Source organism: Roseateles sp. GW821-FHT09H11, assembly GCF_059415845.1.
In genome coordinates this window covers 316,431-342,303 of record NZ_JBWKOA010000003.1, presented here as the reverse complement: position 1 = coordinate 342,303, position 25,873 = coordinate 316,431, and the positions used below count along the sequence as shown (strand labels likewise).

29 protein-coding genes are annotated in these 25,873 nt (G+C 66.2%); 18 read left to right on the top strand and 11 right to left on the bottom strand.

Translation table 11 applies throughout. The features are described from left to right. Positions 1-16: 16 nt before the first annotated feature. From cheY to AC07PR_RS12295, 10 genes are all read right to left on the bottom strand, one after another. Positions 17-409: a chemotaxis response regulator CheY gene (cheY, locus tag AC07PR_RS12340; protein ID WP_067276146.1), complete on the bottom strand. Its 393-nt coding sequence runs from the start codon at positions 407-409 to the stop codon at positions 17-19. 73 nt (positions 410-482) lie between these two features. Continuing rightward, positions 483-1,430 carry a flagellar motor protein MotB gene (motB, locus tag AC07PR_RS12335; RefSeq protein WP_377161332.1) on the bottom strand — a complete coding sequence of 316 codons (948 nt, stop codon included), beginning with the start codon at positions 1,428-1,430 and terminating at the stop codon, positions 483-485. A gap of 15 nt (positions 1,431-1,445) precedes the next feature. Continuing rightward, positions 1,446-2,303: a flagellar motor stator protein MotA gene (motA, locus tag AC07PR_RS12330; RefSeq protein ID WP_088403404.1), complete on the bottom strand. Its 858-nt coding sequence runs from the start codon at positions 2,301-2,303 to the stop codon at positions 1,446-1,448. 176 nt (positions 2,304-2,479) lie between these two features. Beyond that, positions 2,480-3,238 (bottom strand): class I SAM-dependent methyltransferase, encoded by a 759-nt coding sequence (locus AC07PR_RS12325; RefSeq protein WP_495135473.1) that lies wholly within the window; start codon positions 3,236-3,238, stop codon positions 2,480-2,482. A 10-nt stretch (positions 3,239-3,248) separates the two neighbouring features. Further along, entirely contained in the window at positions 3,249-3,785 is a 537-nt protein-coding gene (gene flhC, locus AC07PR_RS12320; protein ID WP_067276156.1) for a flagellar transcriptional regulator FlhC, read from the bottom strand. Positions 3,786-3,841: 56 nt separating this feature from the next. Then, entirely contained in the window at positions 3,842-4,165 is a 324-nt protein-coding gene (gene flhD / locus AC07PR_RS12315) for a flagellar transcriptional regulator FlhD (RefSeq protein ID WP_377161327.1), read from the bottom strand. Between the two features lie 189 nt (positions 4,166-4,354). Further along, complete coding sequence (locus AC07PR_RS12310) at positions 4,355-5,395, bottom strand: glycosyltransferase (protein ID WP_495135472.1); 1,041 nt, start codon at positions 5,393-5,395, stop codon at positions 4,355-4,357. A gap of 28 nt (positions 5,396-5,423) precedes the next feature. Beyond that, entirely contained in the window at positions 5,424-5,960 is a 537-nt protein-coding gene (flhC, locus tag AC07PR_RS12305; RefSeq protein ID WP_088403400.1) for a flagellar transcriptional regulator FlhC, read from the bottom strand. Positions 5,961-6,036: 76 nt separating this feature from the next. Then, positions 6,037-6,363, bottom strand: a complete 327-nt coding sequence (flhD, locus tag AC07PR_RS12300; protein ID WP_067276165.1) for a flagellar transcriptional regulator FlhD — start codon at positions 6,361-6,363, stop codon at positions 6,037-6,039. 250 nt (positions 6,364-6,613) lie between these two features. After that, positions 6,614-7,063 carry a tetratricopeptide repeat protein gene (locus AC07PR_RS12295; protein WP_495135471.1) on the bottom strand — a complete coding sequence of 150 codons (450 nt, stop codon included), beginning with the start codon at positions 7,061-7,063 and terminating at the stop codon, positions 6,614-6,616. Between the two features lie 697 nt (positions 7,064-7,760). On the opposite strand from AC07PR_RS12295, the gene AC07PR_RS12290 reads away from it, so the two are divergent. The 7 genes from AC07PR_RS12290 to AC07PR_RS12260 all read left to right on the top strand — a co-directional run bounded on the left by AC07PR_RS12290 (position 7,761) and on the right by AC07PR_RS12260 (position 14,743). Then, complete coding sequence (locus AC07PR_RS12290) at positions 7,761-8,600, top strand: flagellin N-terminal helical domain-containing protein (protein WP_377161321.1); 840 nt, start codon at positions 7,761-7,763, stop codon at positions 8,598-8,600. 499 nt (positions 8,601-9,099) lie between these two features. Further along, positions 9,100-9,942 carry a flagellin N-terminal helical domain-containing protein gene (locus AC07PR_RS12285; RefSeq protein ID WP_377161319.1) on the top strand — a complete coding sequence of 281 codons (843 nt, stop codon included), beginning with the start codon at positions 9,100-9,102 and terminating at the stop codon, positions 9,940-9,942. A gap of 325 nt (positions 9,943-10,267) precedes the next feature. Then, positions 10,268-11,137 (top strand): flagellin N-terminal helical domain-containing protein, encoded by an 870-nt coding sequence (locus tag AC07PR_RS12280; protein ID WP_377161317.1) that lies wholly within the window; start codon positions 10,268-10,270, stop codon positions 11,135-11,137. Between the two features lie 164 nt (positions 11,138-11,301). Continuing rightward, the gene (fliD, locus tag AC07PR_RS12275; RefSeq protein ID WP_483107415.1) at positions 11,302-12,774 is read left to right on the top strand and encodes a flagellar filament capping protein FliD; all 1,473 of its coding nucleotides are present in this window, start codon (positions 11,302-11,304) and stop codon (positions 12,772-12,774) included. A 211-nt stretch (positions 12,775-12,985) separates the two neighbouring features. Beyond that, on the top strand, positions 12,986-13,420 hold the full coding sequence (fliS, locus tag AC07PR_RS12270; RefSeq protein WP_377161313.1) for a flagellar export chaperone FliS: 435 nt from the start codon (positions 12,986-12,988) through the stop codon (positions 13,418-13,420). Between the two features lie 107 nt (positions 13,421-13,527). Continuing rightward, complete coding sequence (locus AC07PR_RS12265) at positions 13,528-13,827, top strand: flagellar protein FliT (RefSeq protein WP_067282807.1); 300 nt, start codon at positions 13,528-13,530, stop codon at positions 13,825-13,827. Between the two features lie 178 nt (positions 13,828-14,005). Beyond that, entirely contained in the window at positions 14,006-14,743 is a 738-nt protein-coding gene (locus tag AC07PR_RS12260; protein WP_495135470.1) for a flagellar brake protein, read from the top strand. 81 nt (positions 14,744-14,824) lie between these two features. Here the strand turns inward: AC07PR_RS12260 and fliE are convergent, their stop codons facing one another. Continuing rightward, complete coding sequence (fliE, locus tag AC07PR_RS12255) at positions 14,825-15,145, bottom strand: flagellar hook-basal body complex protein FliE (protein ID WP_377161309.1); 321 nt, start codon at positions 15,143-15,145, stop codon at positions 14,825-14,827. Between the two features lie 163 nt (positions 15,146-15,308). On the opposite strand from fliE, the gene fliF reads away from it, so the two are divergent. From fliF to fliP, 11 genes are all read left to right on the top strand, one after another. After that, positions 15,309-17,042 (top strand): flagellar basal-body MS-ring/collar protein FliF, encoded by a 1,734-nt coding sequence (gene fliF / locus AC07PR_RS12250; protein ID WP_377161307.1) that lies wholly within the window; start codon positions 15,309-15,311, stop codon positions 17,040-17,042. 47 nt (positions 17,043-17,089) lie between these two features. Continuing rightward, entirely contained in the window at positions 17,090-18,085 is a 996-nt protein-coding gene (gene fliG / locus AC07PR_RS12245; RefSeq protein ID WP_431099704.1) for a flagellar motor switch protein FliG, read from the top strand. A 39-nt stretch (positions 18,086-18,124) separates the two neighbouring features. After that, positions 18,125-18,988 carry a FliH/SctL family protein gene (locus AC07PR_RS12240; RefSeq protein WP_495135469.1) on the top strand — a complete coding sequence of 288 codons (864 nt, stop codon included), beginning with the start codon at positions 18,125-18,127 and terminating at the stop codon, positions 18,986-18,988. After that, positions 18,985-20,409 carry a flagellar protein export ATPase FliI gene (gene fliI, locus AC07PR_RS12235; protein WP_431099706.1) on the top strand — a complete coding sequence of 475 codons (1,425 nt, stop codon included), beginning with the start codon at positions 18,985-18,987 and terminating at the stop codon, positions 20,407-20,409. Before AC07PR_RS12240 ends, fliI begins: the two co-directional genes overlap by 4 nt. Positions 20,410-20,443: 34 nt before the next feature. Further along, positions 20,444-20,914, top strand: a complete 471-nt coding sequence (gene fliJ / locus AC07PR_RS12230; RefSeq protein ID WP_431099707.1) for a flagellar export protein FliJ — start codon at positions 20,444-20,446, stop codon at positions 20,912-20,914. A gap of 33 nt (positions 20,915-20,947) precedes the next feature. Further along, positions 20,948-22,432, top strand: a complete 1,485-nt coding sequence (locus AC07PR_RS12225) for a flagellar hook-length control protein FliK (RefSeq protein ID WP_495135468.1) — start codon at positions 20,948-20,950, stop codon at positions 22,430-22,432. Positions 22,433-22,568: 136 nt separating this feature from the next. Next, positions 22,569-23,150 (top strand): flagellar basal body-associated FliL family protein, encoded by a 582-nt coding sequence (locus AC07PR_RS12220; RefSeq protein ID WP_483107420.1) that lies wholly within the window; start codon positions 22,569-22,571, stop codon positions 23,148-23,150. A 25-nt stretch (positions 23,151-23,175) separates the two neighbouring features. Continuing rightward, positions 23,176-24,177: a flagellar motor switch protein FliM gene (fliM, locus tag AC07PR_RS12215; RefSeq protein WP_067276207.1), complete on the top strand. Its 1,002-nt coding sequence runs from the start codon at positions 23,176-23,178 to the stop codon at positions 24,175-24,177. Beyond that, on the top strand, positions 24,170-24,610 hold the full coding sequence (fliN, locus tag AC07PR_RS12210) for a flagellar motor switch protein FliN (protein ID WP_088403384.1): 441 nt from the start codon (positions 24,170-24,172) through the stop codon (positions 24,608-24,610). The genes fliM and fliN overlap by 8 nt, the downstream gene beginning before the upstream one ends. Positions 24,611-24,667: 57 nt before the next feature. Continuing rightward, entirely contained in the window at positions 24,668-25,033 is a 366-nt protein-coding gene (locus tag AC07PR_RS12205) for a FliO/MopB family protein (RefSeq protein ID WP_377161294.1), read from the top strand. Between the two features lie 13 nt (positions 25,034-25,046). Beyond that, the gene (fliP, locus tag AC07PR_RS12200; protein WP_495135467.1) at positions 25,047-25,859 is read left to right on the top strand and encodes a flagellar type III secretion system pore protein FliP; all 813 of its coding nucleotides are present in this window, start codon (positions 25,047-25,049) and stop codon (positions 25,857-25,859) included. Positions 25,860-25,873: the final 14 nt, after the last annotated feature.

Here is a 25,873-nt window from a genome sequence, read left to right as displayed (position 1 = left end):
GGTGGGACTCCCAGCGTCAGGCCGCAGCGGCCAGCTTCTGCATGATTTTCAGGACCTTCTCCTCCAGCGTGGCCTTCGTGAATGGCTTCACGATGTAGCCCGCCGCGCCGCTCTGGGCGGCCAGGACGATGTCTTCCTTGCGGGCTTCCGCCGTCACCATCAGCACCGGCAGGTGCTTCAGCGTGGCGTCTTCCTTGATGGCCTTGAGCAGCTCGAAGCCATTCATGTTGGGCATGTTGATGTCGCTGACGACGAAATCGTATTTCGCCTGTTTCAGCATGCTCAGGGCCTCGACGCCGTCTTCCGCCTCTTCGGCGTTGTTGTAGCCGATCTCCTTCAGCAGACCGCGCACGATCCGGCGCATGGTCGAGAAGTCGTCGACGATCAAGAATTTCATGTCAGTGCTCATGGCGTTCCTCTGAGGGGACTGGAGGGCTTAAGGCGAGATCTGGTTATAGATGACAGAACGTCGATCCGGAACGTTATCGGCCCGCGGGCGCGGAACTTGAGGCCTGCGGCGCGCTCGCCGCGGGGTCTGAAGTGTCCTCGTCCTCATCGGGCAGGTTCTTCAGCACCGCATCCTCGGCATCGCGATTCATCACGATGATGCTGATGCGGCGATTGACTTGGGCTTTGGGGTCTTTCGTGTCCAGCAGTTTGCTTGACGCCAACCCCTGCACGCGAAGTACCCGGGCATCCGGCAGACCGCCCGCCACCAGCTCTCGCCGCGAGGCATTGGCCCGGTCCGCCGACAGTTCCCAGTTGCTGTATCCACGCTCGCCCGCAGAAAACGGCTGTGAATCCGTATGTCCTTCCAGCGTCAGCCGGTTGGGCACCTCGGACAACACGTTGCCGAGTTCCTGCAGCAACTCGCGCATATACGGCTTCACCACCGCGCTGCCGCTGTCAAACATCGGACGATTATTCTCGTCCACGATTTGGATCCGCAAGCCCTCGCGTGTCATATCGAGCCGGATTTGCCCACCTAATGCCGCAATTTTGGGGTTCTCCGCGATGATTTTCTCGACCTTGTCCTTCAACTGCTGCAGGCGTACGCGTTCCGCCCGCCGCTGCTCTTCCTTGAGGGCCTTCAGGTTGATGGTTTTCCGAGGAGATTCGACGTCGCCGGCCTTGACCTGGCCGGTCTGGCGCGTCAGGTCCTGACCGCCGCCCTTGATGATGTGCGACGCGTCGCCCGAACCCGAGCCGCCGAACATGGCGACCTTCAACGGCGAGGCGAAATAGTCCGCGATGCCCTTCTTGTCGCCCTCGGTCGTCGAGCCGAGCAGCCACATCAGCAGGAAGAAGGCCATCATCGCCGTCACGAAGTCGGCGTACGCGATCTTCCACGCGCCGCCATGGGCGGCATGGCCGCCCTTCTTGACGCGCTTGATGATGATGGGCTGGAGTTTCTTGGCGTCACCGGCCATGGTGATTCACTCCGTTCACTTCTTCTTCACGTGGCCTTCGAGCTCGGCGAAGGTGGGGCGCTCGGTCGAGTACAGCACCTTGCGTCCGAATTCGATCGCCACCTGCGGCGCGTAGCCTTGCATCGAGGCCAGCAGCGTGGTCTTGATGCATTGGAGTTCCTTGCCGGCCTCGTCGACCTTGGCTTCGAGCGCGCCAGCCAGCGGCTCGGCGAAGGCGTAGGCCAGCAGGATCCCCAGGAACGTGCCGACCAGCGCCGAGCCGATCATCCCGCCGAGCACCGCCGGGGGTTGGCCGACCGAGCCCATGGTGTTCACCACGCCGAGCACCGCGGCCACGATGCCGAAGGCCGGCAGGCCGCCCGCCAGGCGCTGCAGCGCGATCACGGCGAGGAAGGCCTCGTGGTGGTGGGTGTCGATCTCGGCGTCCATCAGGGACTCGATCTCGTGCGCATTGAGGTTGCCCGAGACCATCATCCGCAGGTAGTCGGTGATGAACTCGGTGACGTGGTGGTCGTTGCCCACCGTCGGGTATTTCTGGAAAAGCGGCGAGCTGTGCGGGTCCTCGACATCCTTTTCGATGGACATCAGGCCTTCCTTGCGTGCCTTCTGCAGGATGTCGTAGAGCAGCGCCAGCAGCTCCATGTAGCGCGCCTTGGTGTACTTGCTGCCCTTGAAGCAGTCGCCCAGGCCCTTCATGGTGGCCTTCATGACCTTGGGCGGGTTCGTGGCCAGCATGCCGCCGATCGCCGCGCCGAAGATGGTGGTCATCTCGAACGGCAGCGCGTGCAGCACCACGCTGATGTTGCCTCCGTGCGCGATGAACACGCCGAAGATGCAGGCCAGTGCCAGCAGCCAACCGATGATGACAAACATGGAATTCGTTCCGTCCTGAAGTTGCCGCCGCGTCCCCTCGCGGTCCGGGCCATCTCATCCCTTATCGACCGGCTCCCCGCCCGCTTGAGCCCGGCCTGTGACGGCCGGTGTCTCGCGGGCGCCGGTCGGGCGTCGCTGTCTCGTGTCGTTCGACATTGATGGAGCGCGTCCCGGCCTCAGGCCTGCAGGTCGCGCACCCGGTAGGCGTAGAGCTGGTGGCGGGTGCCGGTATCCAGCTGCGCGAAGACGGGTTGTCCCGGCAGCGGGAAGTCCAGGCTGACCAGCCAACTGCCCGGTCGCATTTCCGTGCGCGCCTTGTCCAGCGCGCGCGGCATCGACTCGGGCCGCTGGAAGAGGTAGACCAGGTCCGTGTCGCGCCACGACTGGGCCCACAGGTCGCCCCGGGCGATATCGGCCCAGGGGCAGCGCAGGCGGGCCAGCAGCCACAGGAAGCCACTGTATTCAATGCCCGCGAAACGCACGCCCGGATAAGCGCGGCGAAGGGCCACCAATCCGTCGCCTAGCCCGCAGCCGGCGTCCAGCACGCGGGCGCCGCCGTGCAGCTTCACACGCTCGGGGAGCGCGCGCAGCGCGTCGTGCGGTGTCGGGAACAGCGGGGCGTCGCTCCAGCCTCGGCGGGGATAGGCGAGCACCAGCACGCCCAGCGGGATCAGCCAGATCCAGGCCGGCAGGTCGGTACCGGTGAAGAGCAAGGCCATCGGAAAGCCGGCGGCGACGATCATTCGGCGCCAGGTCTGGCGATGCAGCCCGGCGAGAATCAGCCCGAGGCCCGAGGCGACGATCGCCGCCGGCCAATCGGGCCCGAACAGGCGCCAGACAACGAAACAGGCGGCCCAGCTCAGCAGCGCCAGCGTCGGCCAGCGTAGCGCGGAGCGGGCATCTCCCGAAGCGGCGTGGGGGAGTCGGGCGGCCATGACGGCGCCCTCAATGCATCTGGATGCCGCCGGCCGCCTTGCCCTTGCCGGCGCGCGCCGGGGGGTTGCACAGGCCGCAGACATAATGCTTGGCGACCTCGTGCGGATGGGTCACGAAGTGGCCGCCGCACTTGCTGCACTTGGTCATCGTCAGCATGCCGTTGTCCACGAACTTCACCAGCCGCCACGCGCGGGTGACCGACAGCAGCTGCTCCAGGTTCTGCGCCGCGGTCTGTTCCTGGTACAGCTGGTAGGCCTTGATGACGACGTCGATCTCGTCCATCTCGGCCACCTTGTTCAGGTACTCGTGGATGTTCAGGAACAGGCTGGCGTGGATGTTGGGCTGCCAGGTCATGAACCAGTCCGTCGAGAACGGCAGTTGGCCCTTGCTGGGGCTCTTGCCCGAGACTTCCTTGTACAGGCGCAGCAGACGCTCGTAGCTCAGGTCCGTTTCCGACTCCAGCACCTGCAGGCGGGCGCCCAGGTGGATCAACGTCACGGCGCGATCGATCTGCTTGGCTTCGGTCAGGATGGACTTGGTGCGCATGTCGGTGTCTCCGGCTTCAATTCAGCTTCAGTTGACGCGATGGGCGTCGATATAACTTAGGCGGCTTCCTGATGACGTCCAGCCATCAGGATGGAGGCGTGCAGGCGGGAGACGCTGTCGTTGGCGGCCGGCTTGCCGTGCGAGGTCAGCAGGCCCCACACCAGGTCGTCGTCCATGCGGAAGCGGCACAGCAGCGTATTGCCCGAGGCGATCTTCAGCATCTGGGCAGCGCTCAGCGTGGTCAGCAACGTCGCGGTCTCTTCCGAGATTCCCAGGCGATACAGCGCCTGTTCGCGGTCGGCGCGGATCAGGCTCTGGGCCAGCATCAGGTACGACAGGTTGGCTTCGCGGATCTCGGCGAGGATTTGGTCGGCGTTCATCGTTCGGCTCCTGGGGTGTTGGGTGCTGATGTCGTTTTGTTTCAGCGTGAGACGAACTGTAGAGATGGCGACACGCAAGCAACATCAGGTCGCTTCCATCTCCGGGTTAGGGAGCGCGCCGACGGGCTTGTCAGATGAATTCCTACAAGATGCCAGATCAGCGCCATCCCGGCGCTGCTTTTTGAGGGATCACCGCGCCTCGCGCAGCCCCCTCGCCTCCTCCGGGCGCCCGGTGGCTTCCAGGAGCAGTGCCAGGTTGTAGGCGGCGAGATGACTGCCCCGCCCCTCGACAGCACCCGGTTGGTCAGGGCGTTCACCAATCTCCAGACAGCGACGCCAGGCGCCTTCGATCATCGGGATCAAGGCTTCGGCTTGCTGCGGCTGGTCCGCCGCCCAATCCAGCAACAGATCGCCCAGCGCGAAGAAGAAGTCCGGCGAGTCCCCGCATCGTTGCAACTGCGTTTCCGCGAAGACCAGACCATCGGCATGGCGCTTGAGAGACTTCAGACCGAAGAGTCTTCTCGCGACCAGATCGTTCCACCATGCAGGCGGCAGGGGCAACGAGGTCAAGCGGTCAACGGCATTCACGAACGCTGCTTCCGCATCCGCGAAGCGGTCATAGACCGAGAAGTCCTTGCCGAGCTGGTACCAGAGATACGGGTTGACGGGATCTTCATCGACCGCCGCACGCAACAGCCGCTCGTTGCGTCCCTGCTTCACGTGAAGTCGTTCAGGCAGGTAACCGTCGTGCGCGACATGGATGTCGAGCGCCCTGACGGGCAACTCATGCGCAGGCTGTTCGTGGATGCGGCCGGTGTAGCGAATGCGCCCCGGCAGCACGCGGCTGAGACGCGATTGCGCGGTGCCGCCGTCGAAATGGTCTTGAAGCGCGATCGTGCCGACAAACTCGGGGGCGGTGCTGCGCAACGCCTCAAGGGCCGCACCACTGTCCTCCCCGATCAACCATTCATCGGCATCGAGCACCACGTGCCAGTCGGCGCCGGCCGCGTCAAGCGCCGCATTGCGCGCCGCGGCGAAATCGTCGATCCAGCGGAAATGCACGACCCGGGCGCCGGCAGCTTCAGCCAGACGAAGGGTGTCGTCGGTGGAGCCCGTATCCATGACCAGCAGTTCGTCGACGAACGGACGAACGCTGGTCAACAGCCGGCCGATCGTCGCCGCCTCGTTACGGGCGATGACGACCAGGCAGCTGCGCCAGCGGGTAGACATTCGACGAAATGATCCTGACGCGATGCGCTCAATGCATCTGGATGCCGCCGGCCGCCTTGCCCTTGCCGGCACGCGCCGGAGGGTTGCACAGGCCACAGACGTAATGCTTGGCGACCTCGTGCGGGTGGGTCACGAAGTGGCCGCCGCACTTGCTGCACTTGGTCATCGTCAGCATGCCGTTGTCCACGAACTTCACCAGGCGCCACGCGCGGGTGACCGACAGCAGCTGCTCCAGGTTCTGCGCCGCGGTCTGTTCCTGGTACAGCTGGTAGGCCTTGATGACGACGTCGATCTCGTCCATCTCGGCCACCTTGTTCAGGTACTCGTGGATGTTCAGGAACAGGCTGGCGTGGATGTTGGGCTGCCAGGTCATGAACCAGTCCGTCGAGAACGGCAGCTGGCCCTTGCTGGGGCTCTTGCCCGAGACTTCCTTGTACAGGCGCAGCAGACGCTCGTAGCTCAGGTCGGTTTCCGACTCCAGCACTTGCAGGCGCGCGCCCAGCTTGATCAACGTCACGGCGCGATCGATCTGCTTGGCTTCGGTCAGGATGGACTTGGTGCGCATTGGGGTGCTCCGGGTGCTGTCGGATGTTCTCGGGCGGCAATTTCTCTGCCTGAGGCAGTTGCCTGAATCTTCTGGATCAGGCAGCGGCTTCCTGGTGGCGGCCCGCCATCAGGATGGAGGCATGCAGACGGGAGACGCTGTCGTTGGCGGCCGGCTTGCCGTGCGAGGTCAGCAGGCCCCACACCAGGTCGTCGTCCATGCGGAAGCGGCACAGCAGCGTGTTGCCCGAAGCCATCTTCATCATCTGCGCCGGGCTCAGCGTGTTGAGGAGCGTCGCAGTCTCTTCCGAGATGCCCAGGCGATACAGCGCTTGTTCCCGGTCGGTACGGATCAGGCTCTGGGCCAGCATCAGGTACGACAGGTTGGCTTCGCGGATCTCGGCAAGGATCTGGTCGCTGTTCATCGGGTGGCTCCTGGTGGGTTGCGTTGCTGCGATGGAATGAATTCTGAAGAAACACCCATCCGTGCGACATCAGGGTGGCGCCAGATACAAGCTAGGGAGCGGGACGACCGCCTTGTCAGCCTGATTCCTACACGTTGCCAGCCCCCAAAGAGAAAACCGCCGTCCGAAGCCCGTGGTTGCGGGCTCGGCGGCGGTTTTTCGGGGAGACAGCCTGTCAGGGCCGTCCCGGCGGCGACGGATCGTCGACCGTTCAGGCGGCTTGGAGGCGTAGCAATTCGGAGTCGACGATCGCCATCAGTTCCGGTGAATCGCGGCGCAGCATCTCAAGCGCCTGTCCTTCATTGAGGATGCTCAACACCTCGATCGCGGCCTTCACCTCGCCCAGACCCGACAGCGCGAAGCCGAGGGTATAGAGAGAAGGCGCATGTTGCGGCGAGAGCTCCACCGCACGATGCGCATACAACGCGGCGTCGCTCAGTTGCCCCGCAGCCAGCAGCAGCGCGCCGACGTCGGACAGCAGGTCGACGCTCATCGGCGCCATTTCCAGCGCGTTGTAGAGCAGCGCGACGCCGTCGCCGATGCGCCCCTGCGCGGCTTGCGCATAGGCGGCGTTGCGCGCCTGGGCCAGCAGCAGGCGAGCCTCGCTGGATCCCGGACGGATCGTTCCGTGACATTGTTCCTCGATCGACGCGTCGATCATCGACACGGTGGACCGTGCCTCGGTTTGCGCTTGCAGTGGCATAGACCTCTCCATGGTCGTTGGGACTCGTCGATCGAGTCCGGTCTCGAGCCGAGACCGGTCCCGGCGAAGGTGGCGGATGCGGCGATCCCGCAAGTCGGCATCGCCAGGAGGCACTTTAGGGGGGCACCCCCGTGATCGAGCACACGAAAAGCGCCGGCATTCCCCCTCAATACCGCCGCAATCAGGCCGTAGATACCCCCATGTCCGTCGCCAGACCGACACCCGGGCACGAGTCCGGGTCGAAGTCAAACGACAAACAACGCGTTGCAAGACCCGCTTATCCAAGGATCACAAGTCTTGACAAATTGCCCTCAAGTTCTAAGGAGAGGGGCCCGATAACCAACACAACGGGGCTGCTGAATGCAGCGACAGGCAAGCAAAGACAAGTGGTCTTGCTAGCAGGTCGAAGCAGGCAGGCGGCACGTGGTCCGGTTAGAAGGCCTGACGTTCTTGGCTTCCGATGAGGGGTGGGACGGCAACGGTTGACTAGCGTCGGACTGGGACCGAACCGGGAAATGGCCCGGGCGGTTCAGCAGGAGCATCCGAGATCCTCGGCCGGTTCGCCTCACGGCGGGTCGGAGGATCGGAGGACTCAGGCGCTCATGTGTGGTTCGGCGCTTTTGCCGGTATTTACGTATAGCTGTTAGGAGCAATCATGGCCCAAGTCATCAACACCAACCTGCTGTCGCTCAACGCCCAGCGCAACACCAGCACCAGCGCCACCTCGTTGGCCACGTCGATGCAGCGCCTGTCTTCGGGTCTGCGCGTCAACTCCGCCAAGGACGACGCCGCCGGTCTGGCGATCGCCGACCGCATGAACTCGCAAGTCCGCGGCATGAACGTCGCCCAGCGCAATGCCAACGACGGCATCTCCCTGTCGCAGACGGCTGAAGGCGCGCTCTCCAAGGTGGGTGATTCGCTGCAGCGCATGCGTGAACTGGCGGTGCAGGCCCGCAACGCCACGAACACGACGACCGACCTGGACTCGATCGGTCAGGAATATGCCCAGCTGGGCTCTGAAATCCAGCGCGTCCTGGGCGGCACGACCTTCAACGGCCGCGCCATCCTGGCAGGCGACTCCGGCACGCAGACTTTCCAGATCGGCGCCAACACGACGGCCAATGACTCGGTCGACGTCACGACGACCAACATGACCACGGACACGACCATCACCGGCGTGACCAGCGGCGCGATCACCAACGCCTCGACGACGACCGACCTGGCCACCGTGATCGACAACATCGACTCGGCGATCAAGACGGTCTCGGGCGAACGTTCGAAGCTGGGTGCCTCGCAGAACCGTTTCGACGCGATCGTGTCGAACCTGCAGATCTCGGTCGAGAACCAGACCGCCGCCCGCAGCCGGATCATGGATGCCGACTTCGCCTCGGAAACCGCCAACCTGAGCCGTGCGCAGATCCTGCAACAGGCCGGCAACGCGATGATCGCCCAGGCCAACCAGGCTCCCCAGCAAGTGCTGGCCCTGCTGCGCTGATAGGACGAAGAGGATTCCGTCGACGCCAGCCGTCGGCGGATCCCAGAGCCTCGAAGGGGACGCGGTCCCCTTCTCTTTTCGCATCACCAGCACGGCCGGGGTGTGAAAAGAGAAGTCAACGAGCGAGGGTGGGGCCGGAATGGGGCTTGGGGTTCCCGGAGGGACGCCCCATGCCCCGTGGAGAGCCCGCGCCAGGCCTCCCGAAGGCTTCGTACCAAATGGCCTCCGCGCCGGCCCAGAAACCGGCCGGGAAGGCGTTTGACACCGGCGTGCCGCAAGAGCCCGCCCACAGTGGCTCCCGCCACTTCTTCACGCCCGCCACGGGGCGTTGCAAGCTTTCTTTTCAAGAAGGCCTCAAGTCCATTCCTGCGCGTCCCGATAACTGCATCAACGGGTCCGCAATTCAACAGCAAGGGCCACGTGGTCCGGCTCAGTCGGACGATTAATCAACCGTCCGCCGAGACCGCCAGAAGGTCTTTGAAACTTGAAGGAATGAATCATGGCTCAGATCATCAACACCAACCTGCAATCGCTCAACGCCCAGCGCAACCTGTCGTCCTCGCAGTCGTCGCTGTCGGTGTCGATGCAGCGCCTGTCCTCGGGGCTGCGTGTCAACTCCGCCAAGGATGACGCCGCCGGCCTGGCGATCGCCGAGCGCATGAACGCCCAGGTCCGTGGCATGAACGTCGCGGTGCGCAACGCCAACGACGGCATCTCCCTGGCGCAGACCGCTGAAGGCGCGCTGTCCAAAGTGGGCGACTCGCTGCAGCGCATGCGTGAACTGGCGGTGCAGGCCCGCAACGCGACCAACACGACGACCGACCTGGATTCGATCGGCAAGGAATACGCCCAGCTGGGTCAGGAAATCGGCCGCGTCATCGGCGGCACGACCTTCAACGGCAAGTCCATCCTGGGCAACGACGCCGGCACGCAGACCTTCCAGATCGGCGCCAACACCAGCGCCAACGACTCGGTCGACGTGATCACCAACAACATGACCAACGATGCGACGATCACCGCAGTCACCGGCGGCGTGATCGACAACGCCTCGACGCCCGACGCGCTGAAGACCGTGATCGACAACATCGACGCGGCCATCACCACGGTCAGCGGCCAGCGCGCGATCCTGGGCGCCTCGCAGAACCGTTTCGACGCGATCATCTCCAACCTGCAGGTCTCGGTGGAGAACCAGACCGCCGCCCGCAGCCGCATCATGGATGCCGACTTCGCCGCGGAAACGGCCAATCTGAGCCGCGCGCAGATCCTGCAGCAGGCCGGCAACACGATGGTGGCGCAGGCCAACCAGCTCCCGCAACAGGTGCTGTCGCTGCTGCGCAGCTGATCCCCTTCTATCGGTTGACTCCTCAAGCACCGGCCTTCGTGGCCGGGCCTCCAAAGGCTCCGCATCGCCCCTCCGGGACCGATGCGGGGCCTTCTTTTATTGGTTGGTTAATGGCCGGTTTTCCGCCCGCTAATCGGCCAATCGGCGTTGAAGCACGTTTCGCACAATGGGAACCATCGAGCACGTAGTACCGCTCGACCACCGGTCCAACCGGCAGATCCAAACAATGACTGCGATGGCGCAGCGAGGATCCGCGGGTGAGGTCGGGAACCGACCCACCTAACCGGGATCGCAGCCAGGACAGGATCTCCGCAGGAGTGCATCAATGCCACAGACCATCAACACCAACATTGCCTCGCTGAACGCGCAACGCAATCTGAACTCATCGCAGTCGTCGCTGGCGACCTCGATGCAGCGCCTGTCGTCGGGCCTGCGGGTGAACTCCGCGAAGGACGACGCCGCCGGCCTGGCGATCGCCGAACGCATGAACGCGCAAGCTCGCGGCATGACGGTGGCGATGCGCAACGCCAACGACGGCATCTCGTTGTCGCAGACCGCGGAAGGCGCGCTGGGCAAGGTCGCCGATTCGCTGCAGCGGATGCGCGAACTGGCGATCCAGGCCCGCAACGCGACCAACGCGGACAGCGACAAGGATTCGCTGGACAAGGAGTTCGGCGAACTCGCCAAGGAAATCCAGCGCGTCACCGCGGGGACGACCTTCAACGGCAAGTACATCCTCGGGCAGGACGCGTCGACGCCGCAGACCTTCCAGGTCGGCCCGAACACGACGTCCAACGACGAGATCACGGTCACCACGCCGAACATGTCGGAAGATGCGACGATCACCAACGTCGCCGGCCAGGACGCCAACGGCACTGGCCGGGCCGTCATCGACCGCACGGCGGATGCAGCGGCGATCGCCGCCGTCGTGGCCAACATCGACACCGCGCTGGACACCGTCAACAGCCAGCGCGCGACGCTCGGTGCGACGCAGAACCGCTTCGACGCCGTGATCTCCAACTTGCAGGTGGCCTATGAGAACCAGACCGCCGCCCGCAGCCGGATCATGGACGCGGACTTCGCGGTGGAAACGTCCAACCTGAGCCGCGCGCAGATTCTGCAGCAGGCGGGCAACGCGATGGTCGCGCAAGCGAACCAGTTGCCGCAGCAAGTGCTGTCGCTGCTCAAAGGCTGATAGAAAAACGCAATCAATCCCCCGGGTCGCCGTCCTAAAGTCGGCGCGAGGGGCGCCGATATGCAGGACAGGGCCTCACGCGGTTCACGCGAGGCCCTGTCGCGCATGGGGTTTCCGACGAGGAAATCCGGCAACAGTGGCCAGGGTCACAGGGAGTACGAACGATGGCATCCATTACTTCGGCAGGTCTCGGCAGCGGCCTGGACGTCGAGAGCATCGTCACGAAGCTGGTCTCGCTCGAGAAGCAGCCCATCACCGACCTGCAGACGCGCACCGACACGATCAAGACGCAGATCTCCGAATACGGAAAGATCAAGAGTGCCTTCAGCGCGATGCGCGACGCGGCCGCCAAGCTGGCCAATCCCAGCACCTGGGCCGCGCTCACCGCCACCTCTTCCGACACGAGCATGGCGACCGTCATTGCCGGCGCCGGTTCGGGCGCAGGCTCCTACGCGCTGAGCGTGACCAACCTCGCCTCGCCGCAGTCGTTGTCGAGCAAGGCCTTCGCGACCAACGCGACGGTCGGGTCGGGGTCGATGACCATTGAACTGGGCCAATGGAGTTCGGACAACTCGACCTTCACCGGCAAGAACGGCGCGTCGCCGGTGAGCGTCTCCATCTCGGCCACCGACACGTTGTCCAGCATCCGCGACAAGATCAACGGCTCGGGTGCGGGTGTGCTCGCCTCGGTCGTGACCGACGCCAACGGTCAGCGTCTGGTGATCCGATCCAAGGACACCGGCGAGGCGAACGGCTTTCGCATCACCACCGCCGACGACGACGGCAACGGCTCGGACGCCAATGGCCTGTCGGCGCTGGCGTATGACCCGACGGCCTCGGTCACGTCGATGACGCAGAACACCGCGGCCAAGAATGCCAACCTCACGGTCAACGGCCTGGCGATCAGTTCCGCGTCCAACAACATCGAAGGCGCCGTGGACGGCCTGACGATCAACCTGCTCAAGGGCGGCACGAAGGACCCGTCGGACCCCACGGGCGCGACGATCATTCCCGCGCAGTCCACGATCACCGTCGGCCAGGACAAGGACAGCGTCAAGAAGGCGATCAATGACTTCGTCACGTCGTACAACAGCCTCATGACGCTGATGCGCAACGACACCAAGTACGACGATGCCAACAAGACCGCCGGCACGCTCCAGGGCGACAGCACGGCGGTCGGCCTGCAGAGCCAGCTGCGCAACATCACCGCCTCGGGCAGCACCCTGGGCGGCCAGTTCGGCCGGCTATCGGACATCGGCGTGGACATCGGCGCGGACGGCACGATGAAGGTCACCGACACCAAGCTGACCAGCGCGCTGGGCAGCATGGGCGATCTGAAGAACCTGTTCATGGGTGTGGACAGCAGCGACCCGAACAACAACGGCATGGCCACGCGCTGGCGCGCCTTCGCCGACCAGGTGACCGGCTTCGACGGCTCGATCACGACCCGGACCACCGGCTTGCAGTCTCGAGTGACGGCCAACGGCAAGCGCGTGGACGAACTCAACGACCGTGCCGACGCCTACGAGAAGCGCCTGCGCGCGCAGTACACGGCGCTGGACACGCAGATGGCCAAGCTCAACGACTTGCAAAGCTACGTCAACAAGATCACCAGCATGATCAGCAGCAGCAGTTGACGCGACAACCGCGGTCGCGGTCGGAACAGGACCGTCGCCACCGCCCTTCTCCGGCGCTTCGAAAAGGGCGCCGACAAGCCTCCTCACGGAGGCTTTCCTTTTTCTTCACGCGAGCAGAATTTCGAGACAAATTCGACACGGGGGAGGCTCAAGTTGGGCCAGCGGGGGCCGAAAACTGATTCAAGCACTTCAGCACACCGCAGCAACAATCATGTACGGCAACTCTTCCCCCTTCGCCTCCCACGGTCAGCGCGCCAGCAGCATGTACAACCGCGTCGGCGTCGAAACGGACGTGATGACGGCCTCGCCGCATCGGCTGGTGAGCCTCCTGCTGGACGGCGCGTTCGATTCGATGACGCAAGCCATCGGCGCGATCCGCTCCGGCAATGTCGAAGTGAAGAACCGCAGCCTGAGCCGCGCGGTCCGCATCCTGGACGAAGGCCTGAAAGCGGCCCTGAATCTGGAATCGGGCGAACTGGCCCTGGACCTGCGCGACCTGTATGCCTACATCTGCACGCGGCTGACCTATGCGAACCTGCGCAGCGACGATGTCGCGATCGAGGAATGCGTGAAGCTGCTGCAACCGATCAAGGAGGCCTGGGCCAGCATCGCCCCGACCGCCGCCGACCAACGTGCCGCGGCCTGAGCCCCGGACACCCCCTTCCGCCTGACGACTTGAGAAGTTCCATGTCCAAGTACACCGCCAAGCCCCAGACCTCCGCCGCCCAAGCCGCCCCGACCCCGGACCGCCTCATGAGCACCCAACTGTTGAGCTACTACGAAGCCATCGAACAAGCCAGCGCCGACATGCTGAGCGCCGCCCGTTCGGGCAACTGGGACGAAGTGGTGAAGCTCGAAGGCGCCTGCGTGCTGCTGATCTCGCAGCTCAAGCATGCGGCTTCCAGCCAGAACCTGGGCCCGGACGAAGCGCAGCTCAAGACGCGCATCATGCAGCGCATCCTGGTCAACGACGCCGAGATCCGCCACCTGGCCGAGCCGTGGCTGGAAGATCTGGACCAGCTGATGAAGGGCAAGTCCAAGACGGTCCACTGATCGGCACGCTGATCGGTTCCTCGTCCGAGCGCCTCCGCGATCCGAGACATCGGTCACGCAAGCGGGTTCCGGACTCACGACGGCGCCGCGACCGGCCCCTTGAACGCATGGGGTCGGCGCGGCGTTTGCCTTGGGGATGCGAGAGAATTTTTCCACCGAATCCTGCCGGATGCTGGCCTTGAGCGACCTGAAGCTATCCCCGAGCCCCCCCGACGCTGCGGACACCGATTTCCGGATGGACGCGCCCGGCGAGATCATGAACTGGCTGCGCGAGCTGCTGCAGTCGCAGGCGCGCATCCAGCTGTCGACGCCGGACGGCGAGGCGATCCACACGGTGCTGCGGGCGCTGGACACGCCGCACGGGATGCTGACGATGGAAGCGCCGCAGGTCGGCGGCACGCTCGCGCCGGTGCTGGCCAGCGACGAGCTGGTGGCGACGGCCTTCCTGGACAAGATCAAATTGCAGTTCGACGTCTCGGGGCTGGTGGCCATCCGCGGCGACGGCGCCGAGGTGCTGCGCTCGCCGGTGCCGCTGCGGCTCTACCGCTTCCAGCGGCGCCAGGCCTATCGGGTCGCGTCCGCCGGGCAGCTGTATCCGGCGCTGAAGCTGGCCGACCCGGCCCTTCCCCGCATCCGCGTCATGAACGTAAGCGCCGGCGGCGTCGCACTGCAGTGGCCGGCCAACGTCGTCCCCGTCCCTCAGGCGGGCGAGGAAATCGGCGGGACCCTGGAACTTGAGCGCGAAGTCAGCTTTTCCACGCTCCTGCGGATCCAGCACATGTCGGACGCCGAACAGGGCGCGCCGCGCCAGGCGGGCTGCGCCTTCGTCTCCTTGGCGCCCACCGCGGCCCGCGCGCTTCAGATCTTCATTGACCAGGCGCAGAAGCGCGAACGTTTGATGCGTCGCAGCCTCTGATCGTTCGATCCAGGAATGCAAAAAGCCGCCCCAGAGGCGGCTTTTTCGTTCGCGCGGCGCTGCTACAGGCAGCGAAGCCGTTCAGACCTGCATGTTCATGATTTCCGAGTAGGCCGACACCAGCCGGTTGCGGACCTGCAGCGTTGCCTGGAAACCGATCTGCGCCTTCTGCATGGCGACCATGGTCTCTTCGAGGCTGACGGTCGGATTGTCCAGCTGAACCTCCCGCTGCAACCGCGACGCCTCGTTCTGCTGCGTGCTGACGGACTTCAACGCCGAGCTCATCGCATCCGCGAAGCTCGTGCCGCCCGACGCGGCCTTGGCCACCGGCTGACCCTGGGGGGTCAGGCCGGCGCGCGCCACCGCGTTGGCGAAGTCGAAGGGTTTGAGTTTCAGGTCCACGGAACGCATCGTACGGATCCACGCGCCGTCCATAGCTCCGAACTGGGGGGCCTTCTTCGGCCTGTTCCCACCATTCTTGAGGGCTCCGATCGAAATAATCCAGACCTGTGCCGAGGCGTCCGCCTGGGTACTCCGTTCGACACCAGCCGTACACCACCGCCCCATGGACAACGCCCTGAGCAGCCCCGCCGCCGGACTCCCCGAGGTGCAGCAGACCGCCAAACCGGCCGGCCTGCCCGCCCGCCTGGCGGCAATGCCCACGAAGAGCAAGATGATGCTCGGCGGCGGCGTGGCCGCGCTGCTGGCGGTCATCGTGGCGATGTCGATGATGACGGCCAAGCCCGACTACCGGCCGCTGTTCTCCGGACTGTCCGACAAGGATGGCGGCGCCGTCATCGCTCAACTCGCGCAGTTGAACGTGCCCTACCGCAATGACCCGGGCGGCGTCATCATGGTCCCCGCCAGCCAGGTCTACGACCTGCGCATGAAGCTGGCCTCGGCCGGCCTGCCCAAGGGCGGCGTCGTCGGTTTCGAACTGATGGACAAGCAGTCCATCGGCCAGACCGCCTTCAACGAGCGCCTGAACTTCCAGCGCGCGCTCGAAGGCGAGCTCACCCGCACCATCACCGCCATGGCCGACGTCGCCGACGCGCGCGTCCATCTGGCCATGCCGCAGCAGAACGGCTTCTTCCGCGAGCAGCAGAAGCCCAGCGCCTCCGTCATGCTGACGCTGCGCGGCGGCCGCACGCTGGACCGCGCCCAGATCGCCGGCATCGTCCACCTGGTGTCCTCGTCGGTGCCGGAACTGAACCCCAAAGCCGTCAGCGTGCTTGACAGCACGGGCGCCCTGCTCTCCCAGAACCCGGACGGCAACGCCATCGGCCTGGACAGCCAGCAGCTCCAGTACAAGCAGCAGATCGAAGCCAACTTGAACAAGCGGATCGCCGAGTTGCTCGAGCCGATGGTTGGCCGCGACAACCTGCGCTCGACGGTCACCGCCGACGTCGACTTCAGCCAGGTCGAGTCGACCGCCGAGGAATACAAGCCCAACCAGGGCCCGAACACGCAGAGCAGCGTGCGCCGCCTGACCTCCGAAGAGCAATCCGGCGGCACCGCCGGCGTGCCCACCGGCGTGCCCGGCGCGACCACCAACCAGGTTCCGCCGCAGGCCGCCGCGCCGATCAACGGCCAGGCCCAGCAACTGCAGCCGGCCGGGCAGTCCGGCGGCACGCAGAACCTGCGCCGCAACAACGACACGCAGTTCGAACTCGACCGCACCGTGCGCGTCACCCGCAACGCGATCGGCCAGATCCGTCGCCTGAACGCCGCTGTCGTCGTGAACCAGAAGACCGTCACCGACAAGAACGGCAAGACCTCCAGCCAGCCGCTGTCCGAGAACGAGATCCAGAAGCTGGACTCCCTCGTCAAGGAAGCGCTGGGCTTCTCGCAGGATCGCGGCGACTCGGTCAAGGTGCTCAGCGCCCCGTTCGTCTCCGACAAGATCGAGAACGCCGACGTGCCGCTGTGGCAGCAACCGTGGCTGCGCGACGTCGCCCGCGACTTTGCCGTGCCCGCCGCCCTGGTGCTGGTCGCGCTGATCGCCGTGTTCGGGCTGGTTCGCCCTGCTCTCAAGGCGGCTTTCCCGCCGCCCGTCGAACAGAAGGACGACACTGCCAGCAACAACGCGCTCAGCGTGGTGGAGGACGAACAGCTGGCGCTCGGCGGTCCGCGCGGTCCCGGCGGCCTGCCGGCCCTGGAGGCGCCGATCTCGAACGACAAGCTGGAGCGCGCCCGCCTGCTGGCCAAGGAGAACCCGATCGCCGTGGCCAACATCATGCGCGCCTGGGTCAACGGCGAGGAGCTGGAAACAGCCGCCCCCGCCGGCGGCCGCCGCTGAGCACCGCCGACCAGTACGCCCACCCGGATCGATAGCGAGACACCACCATGGACGACAAAGGCGTAGAAGACGCAGCCATCCTGCTGATGTCGCTGGGCGAGGAAGAAGCCTCCGAGGTCTTCAAGCACCTCGCGCCCAAGGAAGTGCAGAAGCTCGGCGAGACCATCGCCAAGATGAAGGTCGTGCCGCGCGAGCGCGTCGAGCGCGTGCTGGACAAGTTCGACCTCGTCGCCGAGACCCAGAGCACCCTGGTCAGCGACACCGACGAGTACGTCCGTTCGGTGCTCCGCAAGGCGCTGGGCGAGGACAAGGCCAACCTGCTGCTGGACCGCATCCTGCAGGGCTCGGACGTCTCCTCGATCGAATCGCTGAAGTGGATGGACCCGGGTTCGGTCGCGGAACTGCTGCGCAACGAGCATCCGCAGATCGTCGCCGCCATCCTGTCGCACCTGGACTTCGACCAGAGCAGTTCGGTACTGCGCGTCTTCACCGAGCGCCAGCGCAACGAGGTGCTGATCCGCATCGCCACGCTGGACGGCATCCAGCCGATGGCGCTGAAGGATCTCAACGAGGTCATGGGACAGATCCTGGCCGGCGGCGAGCGCATGAAGAAGTCCAACCTGGGCGGCGTCAAGACCGCGGCCGAGATCATCAACATGATGGGCACCAGCGTCGAGGCTTCGGTGCTGGACTACATCCGCGAGGCCGACTCCGACCTGGCACAGAAGATCATGGACAACATGTTCACGTTCGACGACGTGGACAAGATCGACGACCGCGGCATCCAGGCCATCCTCAAGGAAGTGCAGTCCGAATCGCTCATCGTCGCGCTCAAGGGCGCCGGGCCGGAACTGCGCGAGAAGATCTTCCGCAACATGTCCACCCGCGCCGCCGAAACGCTGCGCGAGGACCTGGATTCGCGCGGTCCGGTCCGTCTCTCCGAGGTCGAGGCCGAGCAGAAGGAAATCCTCAAGGTCGTCCGGCGTCTCGTCGACGAGGGCCAGATCGTGCTCGCCGGCGGCGGCGACGACCAGTTCCTGTAATACGCTGGTCGCCCCTTCCGCCGACGGATACCCGCACCGATGGTCACCCGCCCACCCCGCCAAGTTCCGCCACCGCCTCGCGCCGACGGCGATCAGCAGCGCGGCAGCACCTATGGCCGCATCATTCCGCGCGAGGAGCTGTCCGGCTTCGCTGCGTGGAATCCCGGCGCCCTCGAAGGCGGCGCCGCGCCGCGCCGTCCGGCTGTCACCGCGCCCGCCCCGGTCGAACCGCCGCCCCCGCCCCCGCCGCCCGGCCCCAGCATCGAGGAGCTGCTGCAGCAGGCCCGGCAGACCGGCTACCAGGACGGCTACCGCGACGGCATGGCGGCGCTCGACGCCTTCAAGCAGAGCTTCGCCAAGCAGATCAGCGCCCAGGTCGGACAACTGGTCGCGAGCTTCGACCAGGACCTGTCCGCGATGGAACAGGACATGGCCGACGCACTGGCGCGCACGGCCGTCGAACTGGCTCGCCAGGTCGTCCGCAATGAACTGGAAACGGCGCCGGAGCTCGTCTCCAAGGTGGCGCATGACGCCGTTGAAGCACTGTTGATCAACGCCCGCCACGTGCGCGTGCGCGTGCACCCCGACGACCTCCCGCTGGTGCTGGACGGCGCCGGCCAGGAACTGCGCGCCCGCGAGGCGCAGGTCATCCCCGATCCCACGATCGCGCGCGGCGGCGTCAAGGTCGACGCCGACATCTGCAGCGTCGACGCCTCGCTGCCGGCGCGCTGGCAATCGACGGTCGGCGCGCTGGGCCAGACCTCCGTCTGGGAGAACCGCCGCAGCGCCGCCGATGAACAACGTGACGCGCGGCTGGACTTCCGCCTCGAGCCCACGCCGAGCCAGTACGGCGGCCTGCCCCATGGAGCGAACCAGGGCGCGCCCGAGGACCGCGAGTCATGAGCGCACGCACCGACCGCTGGCGCCAGTATTTCGACGACCTGCAGGCCTTCGCCGGCAATGCGCCGCCGATCGAGCCGCAGGGCAAGCTGGTGCGCGTCGCCGGCCTGGTGCTGGAAGCCACCGGCGTGAAGGTGCCGGTCGGGTCGGTCTGCGAGATCCACATGCCCTCGACCGCCGCCTCGCCGCGTCGCGGGCAGCGTCCGGTCACGGCGGAGGTGGTCGGGTTCTCCGGCGACCGCGCCTACCTGATGCCGACCGACGAGATCCAGGGCCTGTCCAGCGGCGCGATGGTGCTGCCGCGACCGGCGGCCCTGCACGGCCCCGTGCTCGGCGAGGAACGCCATCCCTGGCGGCGCGACGAGGATCGCGGCCTGCATCTGCCGATGGGCGACGGCCTGCTGGGTCGCGTCGTCGATCCGCAGGGCCAACCGATCGATCGCCGCGGCCCGCTGGCCGACATCCGCGATGAACCCATGGTCCGCCGCCCGATCAACGCGATGGACCGCGACCCGGTCCGCCGTCCGCTGGACACGGGCGTGCGCGCCATCAACTCGCTGCTGACCGTCGGCCGGGGGCAGCGCCTGGGCCTGTTCGCCGGCACCGGCGTCGGCAAATCGGTGCTGCTGGGCATGATGGCCCGCTACACGCAGGCGGACGTCATCGTCGTCGGCCTGATCGGCGAGCGCGGCCGGGAAGTGAAGGAATTCATCGAGGACATCCTCGGCGAGGAAGGCCTGCGCCGCAGCGTCGTCGTCGCCGCCCCAGCCGACGCACCGCCGCTGCTGCGGATGCAGGGCGCGACCTATGCCACCGCGATCGCCGAGCACTTCCGCGACCGCGGCCAGCACGTGCTGCTGCTGATGGACTCGCTCACCCGCTACGCCATGGCGCAGCGCGAGATCGCCCTCGCCATCGGCGAACCGCCGGCGACCAAGGGCTATCCGCCTTCCTGCTTCGCGAAGCTGCCGCAACTGGTGGAGCGCAGCGGCAACGGTTTGGCCGGCGAAGGCTCGATCACCGCCTTCTACACCGTGCTGTCCGAAGGCGACGACCAGCAGGACCCGATCGCCGACGCCGCCCGAGGCATCCTGGACGGCCACATCGTGCTCAGCCGCGAGTTGGCGGAGAGTGGGCACTACCCTGCGATCGACGTGGAGCGGTCCATTTCGCGCGTCATGACCAGCGTGGCCGACAAGCGCCATGTCGAACTGGCGCGCCGTTTCCGGCAATTGCTCGCGAAGTACAACAAGGCGCGCGACCTGATCCAGCTGGGCGCCTATCAGCCCGGTCATGATCCCGAATTGGACATGGCGGTCCGCCTGCACGGCGACATGGACCGATTGCTTCAACAAGACATGCATTCCCCCGCTTCTTTGAACGATTGCCTCAATCAGTTGACCGCCACACTTAACTTTGCGTGATAGCTGCCGACATCCGTAGAGCGAGGTCATCGATATGAGTAGTTCCAATCTGCAGGCCCTGAACGTTCTCCTCGAACGCGCGGAGGCCGAGCGCGATGAAGCGCTGCGTCATCTGCAGGACGCGCAGTCGCGTGCGAACGCGGCGCGCAACCAGCATGACCAGCTGTCGCAGTACCGCACGGACTACCGCACCCGCTGGTCGCAGGAATTTGCCCAACGGACGACCGTGCAACTGCTGGGCTGCTATCAGAACTTCGGCCAGCGGCTGGACCAGGCCATCGGCCAGCAAGGCGGCATCGCCGACTACGCCGACCAGCGCCTGTCCGCCGCCCGCGACCTGCTCCGGGAGCGCGAACTGCGGGTCGCGTCGGTGCGCAAGCTGATCGAGCGCCGTCGCGCCGAAACGCTGCGCAGCCAGATGCGCCAGGAACAGCGCGCCACCGACGAGCAGGCCGCCCGTGCGGCTTCGCGCGGCGGCAATCCGATGTCCCGACTGGTCGCCTGATCGCGACCCGGTCCTCCCGGAACCTCCCTCGCCATGACGCAGATCCAGAACACGACTCCGATGCCGGGCGCCCTTGGCGGCCTTGGCGCGAACAACCCCGCGTATACCGGCCGCAAGGACGGCGCGTCGGCGGACTTCTCCCGCCTGCTCAACCAGAGCAATCAGCAGCTGCAGAATCAGTCGGCGCAATCGGCCAAGACGACCATGGCCCAGCTGCAGTCGCAGCAGTTGGCGAGCCAGCAGGCACAAACGCAGCAGCAGGCCCGGCAGCTGGAAGCCCAGCAGCAGGCACAGCGCCAGGAGTCGGCTCCGCCGCCCAAGCCCGCCTCTGCGCCCGCTCGCGCGCCCGAGAACACCGCCGCCAGGGACGAGAGCAAGCTGGCCGCGCGCAATGCCGCCGCCCGCAGCAGCGCGAACAAGGCCGAGGATGCCAAGACCGCGTCCCGTGCCACGAAGGCTGATCCGGCGAATGCCGCCGAGGCGGCGGACGTCGCCGACGCGGCCGAGGCGACCGCCCCCCAGGACACCGCCCGGGCCGATGCCGCCGGCGGCAAGGACGCCGAACGCATCGATGCGAAGGACGGCGACGACCAGGACAAGCAGGACGCCAAGGCTGCGAAGGACAGCGCCGCCTCGACGGCTGAGCAGATCCTGGCGATGCTGCGCGGCGAAGCGCCTGCCGAAGCCAGGGCCACTCCGCGCGCCGGGACCGCCGCGACGGAAGGCGACGAGGCGGGCACGGCCGCCCTGCCCGGCGGCGCGCATGCTCATGGCAAGCAGCCCACCACCGGCGACGCGTTGCGCGAGCGCCAGCAGCTCCAGCGTGAACTGGGCCAGGCGGCCGCAGGCACCGCCGGCGCGGCCGATGGCACCGACAAGACCACCCGGACCGAGGCGTTGCAAGCCGCCTCCGGCGGCGCGCACGAGATCTCGATGGGCGATGGCGCCGCCAAGGGGCCGCAGCCGAGCTTCGAAGCGCTGCTGGCCGCGGCGCAGCAGACCGGCGCCGCGTCCGGCACCTCCGGGGCCGATGCGACGTCGGCGGCCCAGGCCCCCAGCGTCCCGCTCAGCCAGCCGTTGGACAGCCCCGAATTCGCACCGGAACTGTCTGCCAGCGTCAGCCTGCTCATCCAGGACGGCGTGCACGAGGCACAGCTCCAGCTCAACCCGACCGACATGGGGCCGGTGTCGATCAACATCCAGCTCGACGGCCAGCAGGCGCAGGTGAACTTCCATGCCCAGCACGCCGCGACTCGCGAAGTGCTGGAACGGAGCCTGCCGGACCTCGCAGCCGCCCTCCAGGCCCAGGGCTTGACCCTGAGCGGTGGTGGGGTGTTCGCCCAGTCGCAGTCCAGCGGCGGCCAGAATCGTGGTGATGGATCCGCTGACGGCGCCTCGAACGGCAATGGCCGCCGGGGCGGGCGCGGGCAAGGCTCGGACGATGACGGCGCAATCGCCGCCGCCGGCCGGTCGGAGCGCCGCTCCGCACCGCGTGGCCTGGTCGATCTGTACGCCTGACTGTCCGCGAGTCTGACCGGAATCCGCCGCCTTTTCGCGCGTTGAGCGCTCGGGCGGCGCTTCACAATGGGAGACATTGCCGGGTCGTCAGGTCCGGTTCCCCGCCAACTTCCCTCTTTTCATCACCGGAGCGCCCATGGCCACAGCCGCCGCAGGCAACGACGCCGCCGTCAAGGGCGGCGGCAAGAAGAAGCTGATCATCATCGTCGCCATCGTCCTGGTGGTGGTGCTGGTGGGCGTCGCCGCGTTGCTGATGATGAAGAAGAAGTCGCATGCCGACGACGAGGACGGCGCCGCCGCCGAGGAGAAGCCCGCGGCCGCCGCCCACGCCAAGCCTGGCACCCCGCCGACCTTCGTCCCGCTGGACCCGTTCACGGTGAACCTGGCCGACAAGGAAGTCGACCGCTTCGCGCAGATCGGCATCACGCTGGAAGTGAACGATGCGAAGTTCGCGGACCAGCTCAAGGGCTACATGCCGGCGATCCGCAACAACGTGCTGCTGGTGCTGTCGCACAAGACCTCGGCGGAGCTGCTGAGCGCCGAAGGCAAGGAAAAGCTGGCCAAGGAAATCCGCCGCGAGGCCGTGCGTCCGATGGGCATCGAGCTCGACGACGAGGATGAGGACGAGGACGCCGCGCCGAAGAAGAAAAAGAAGAAGAAGCGCCAGGTTGAGAGCCCGGTGACGCAGGTCCTGTTCTCGACCTTCATCGTGCAGTGACGGGCCGGACAGCAAGGAGCGCGCGATGAATCAGCAGATCCTGTCGCAAGACGAAGTCGATGCCCTGCTGCAGGGCATCACCGGCGAGAGCCAGAAGCTCGAGGCCGAGGAGGTCCAGACCGGTGGCATCCGCGAGTACAACCTCGCGAGCCAGGAACGGATCGTCCGTGGGCGCATGCCCACGATGGAGATCATCAACGAACGCTTCGCGCGGAACATCCGCATCGGGCTGTTCAACTTCATCCGCAAGAGCCCGGAAGTGGCCATCGGCGGCATCAAGGTGCAGAAGTACAGCGCCTTCCTGCGCGAGATCGTGGTCCCGACCAACTTCAACATCGTGTCGGTGAAGCCGCTGCGCGGCAGCGGGCTGATCGTCTGCGATCCGACGCTGGTGTTCGCGGTGATCGACTCGCTGTTCGGCGGCATCGGCAAGTTCCACACCCGCATCGAGGGTCGGGACTTCTCCGCCACCGAGCAGCGCGTGATCCTGCGCCTGGTTGAAGTGATCATCCAGGAGTACACGAAGGCGTGGAAGGGCATCTATCCGCTGGAGCTGGAGTACCAGCGCTCGGAGATGCAGCCCCAGTTCGCCAACATCGCCACGCCCAGCGAGATCATCGTGTCCACGTCGTTCACGCTGGAAATCGGCGAGACCAGCGGCACGGTGTACTTCTGCATTCCGTATTCGACGCTGGAGCCGATCCGCGACGTGCTGTACAGCACCACGCAGGGCGACTCCAGCGAACCCGACCGCCGCTGGGTCAACCTGCTCAAGCACCAGATCCAGTCGGCCGAGGTCGAACTGGTGGCGGAGCTGGCCAAGGCCCCCGCGACGGTGGAACAGCTGCTGGCCTTCAAGCCGGGCGACTTCATCGAACTGGACCTGGAGCAGATCATCCAGGCCAAGGTGGACGGCGTGCCGGTGTTCGACTGCCATTACGGCACGTCGAACGGCAAGTATTCGATCAAGATTGAAAAGATGCTGACCGGCCCGGATGCCGGCTGGCTGGGAGCCCGCAATGGCTGACAACACCCCGATGGACGAACAGGACGCGATGGCCGCCGAATGGGCGGCGGCGCTGGCGGAAGCCGGCGGCGGCGGCAGCGAGGTCGCGGCCGAAGTGCAGCAGGTGACCGAGCAGGTCGCGCCGGCGGCCTTCACCAACTTCTCGCCGACACCGGGCAACCTGCCCGGCAGCGACATCAACATGATCCTGGACATCCCCGTCCAGCTCACGGTTGAACTCGGCCGCACGCGCATCCCGATCAAGAACATCCTGCAGCTGGCGCAGGGCTCGGTCGTCGAACTCGACGCCCTGGCCGGCGAGCCGATGGACGTGCTGGTCAACGGCTACCTGATCGCCCAGGGCGAGGTCGTGGTCGTGAACGACAAGTTCGGTATCCGCCTCACCGACATCGTGACGCCGTCCGAACGGATGCGGCGCCTCAGCAAGGCCTGACCCCTCAGCCCCACTCCGGTGGGGCTGATGCGTTTCAGGGACGCATAATTCAACGCCATGAACAACAGCCTCGTCCCCCTGCTCTGGTTCCTGGCCATCCTGGCCTTGATCCCGGTCGTGCTCTGGCTTCTCAAGCGCACGCCGCTGGGCGGTGGCGCGATGGGCGGGCAATTGCGCACCGTCGCGCAGTTGGTGATCTCGCCGAGCCAGCGCCTCGTGATCGTCGAGGTCGGCCAGAACGAGGACCGCCAATGGCTGGTGCTCGGCATCACCGGCCAGCAGATCCGCACGCTGCATGTGATGCCGCCGCAGGCCGACGCCGGCGCGGCGCTGCAGGCGGCGCAACCGTCGTTCTCCTCGATGCTCAAGCGCAGCCTGGGCGGCAGGCACGCCGATGGCCCCGGTTCCAGCACTTCGGCCTGATCGGGAACGGCGCATGACCGCTTCGACCTCCCACGCCCCCGCCTTGCCCGAGCCCCGTCGTCCGCGGCTGTCGCGGCGCGCGCTAGGCATCGTCGGCGCGCTCGCGCTCGGTGGCCTCGGGGCTGCGGCCTGGGCCCAGCAGGGCGGCGCGCCTGCGAGCGTGCCGCTGATCATCGGCCAGGGTGCCGGCGGCAACAGCTATTCGGTGCCGATCCAGACGCTGCTGTTCTTCACCGCGCTGGGCTTCCTGCCGGCCGTGCTGCTGATGATGACCGGCTTCACGCGGATCGTGATCGTGCTGTCGCTCCTGCGTCAGGCGCTGGGCACGCAGGCGGCGCCACCGAACCAGGTGATCGTCGGGCTGTCGCTGTTCCTGACCTTCTTCGTGATGAGTCCGACGCTGGACCGCGTCTACACCGAAGCCTGGCAGCCCTACCAGGCCGGGCAGATCGGCTTCGAGGTCGCCCTCGACCGTGCGCAGGTGCCGATGCGGGGCTTCATGCTGAAGCAGACGCGTCAGTCGGACGTCGCGCTGTTCGCGAAGCTGGCCAAGCTCGAACCCAATGTCGCGCCCGAGAACGTGCCCTTCCGCGTGCTGGTGCCTGCCTTCGTGACCAGCGAGCTGAAATCCGCGTTCCAAATCGCGTTCCTCATCTTCATCCCATTCCTGGTGATCGACATGATCGTCTCCAGCGTGCTGATGAGCCTGGGCATGATGATGCTGTCGCCAGTGCTGGTGTCGCTGCCGTTCAAGCTGATGCTGTTCGTGCTGGCGGACGGCTGGAATCTGCTGCTGGGATCGCTGGCGGCGTCGTTCGCGCAGTAGCGGCCCGCCCGTTC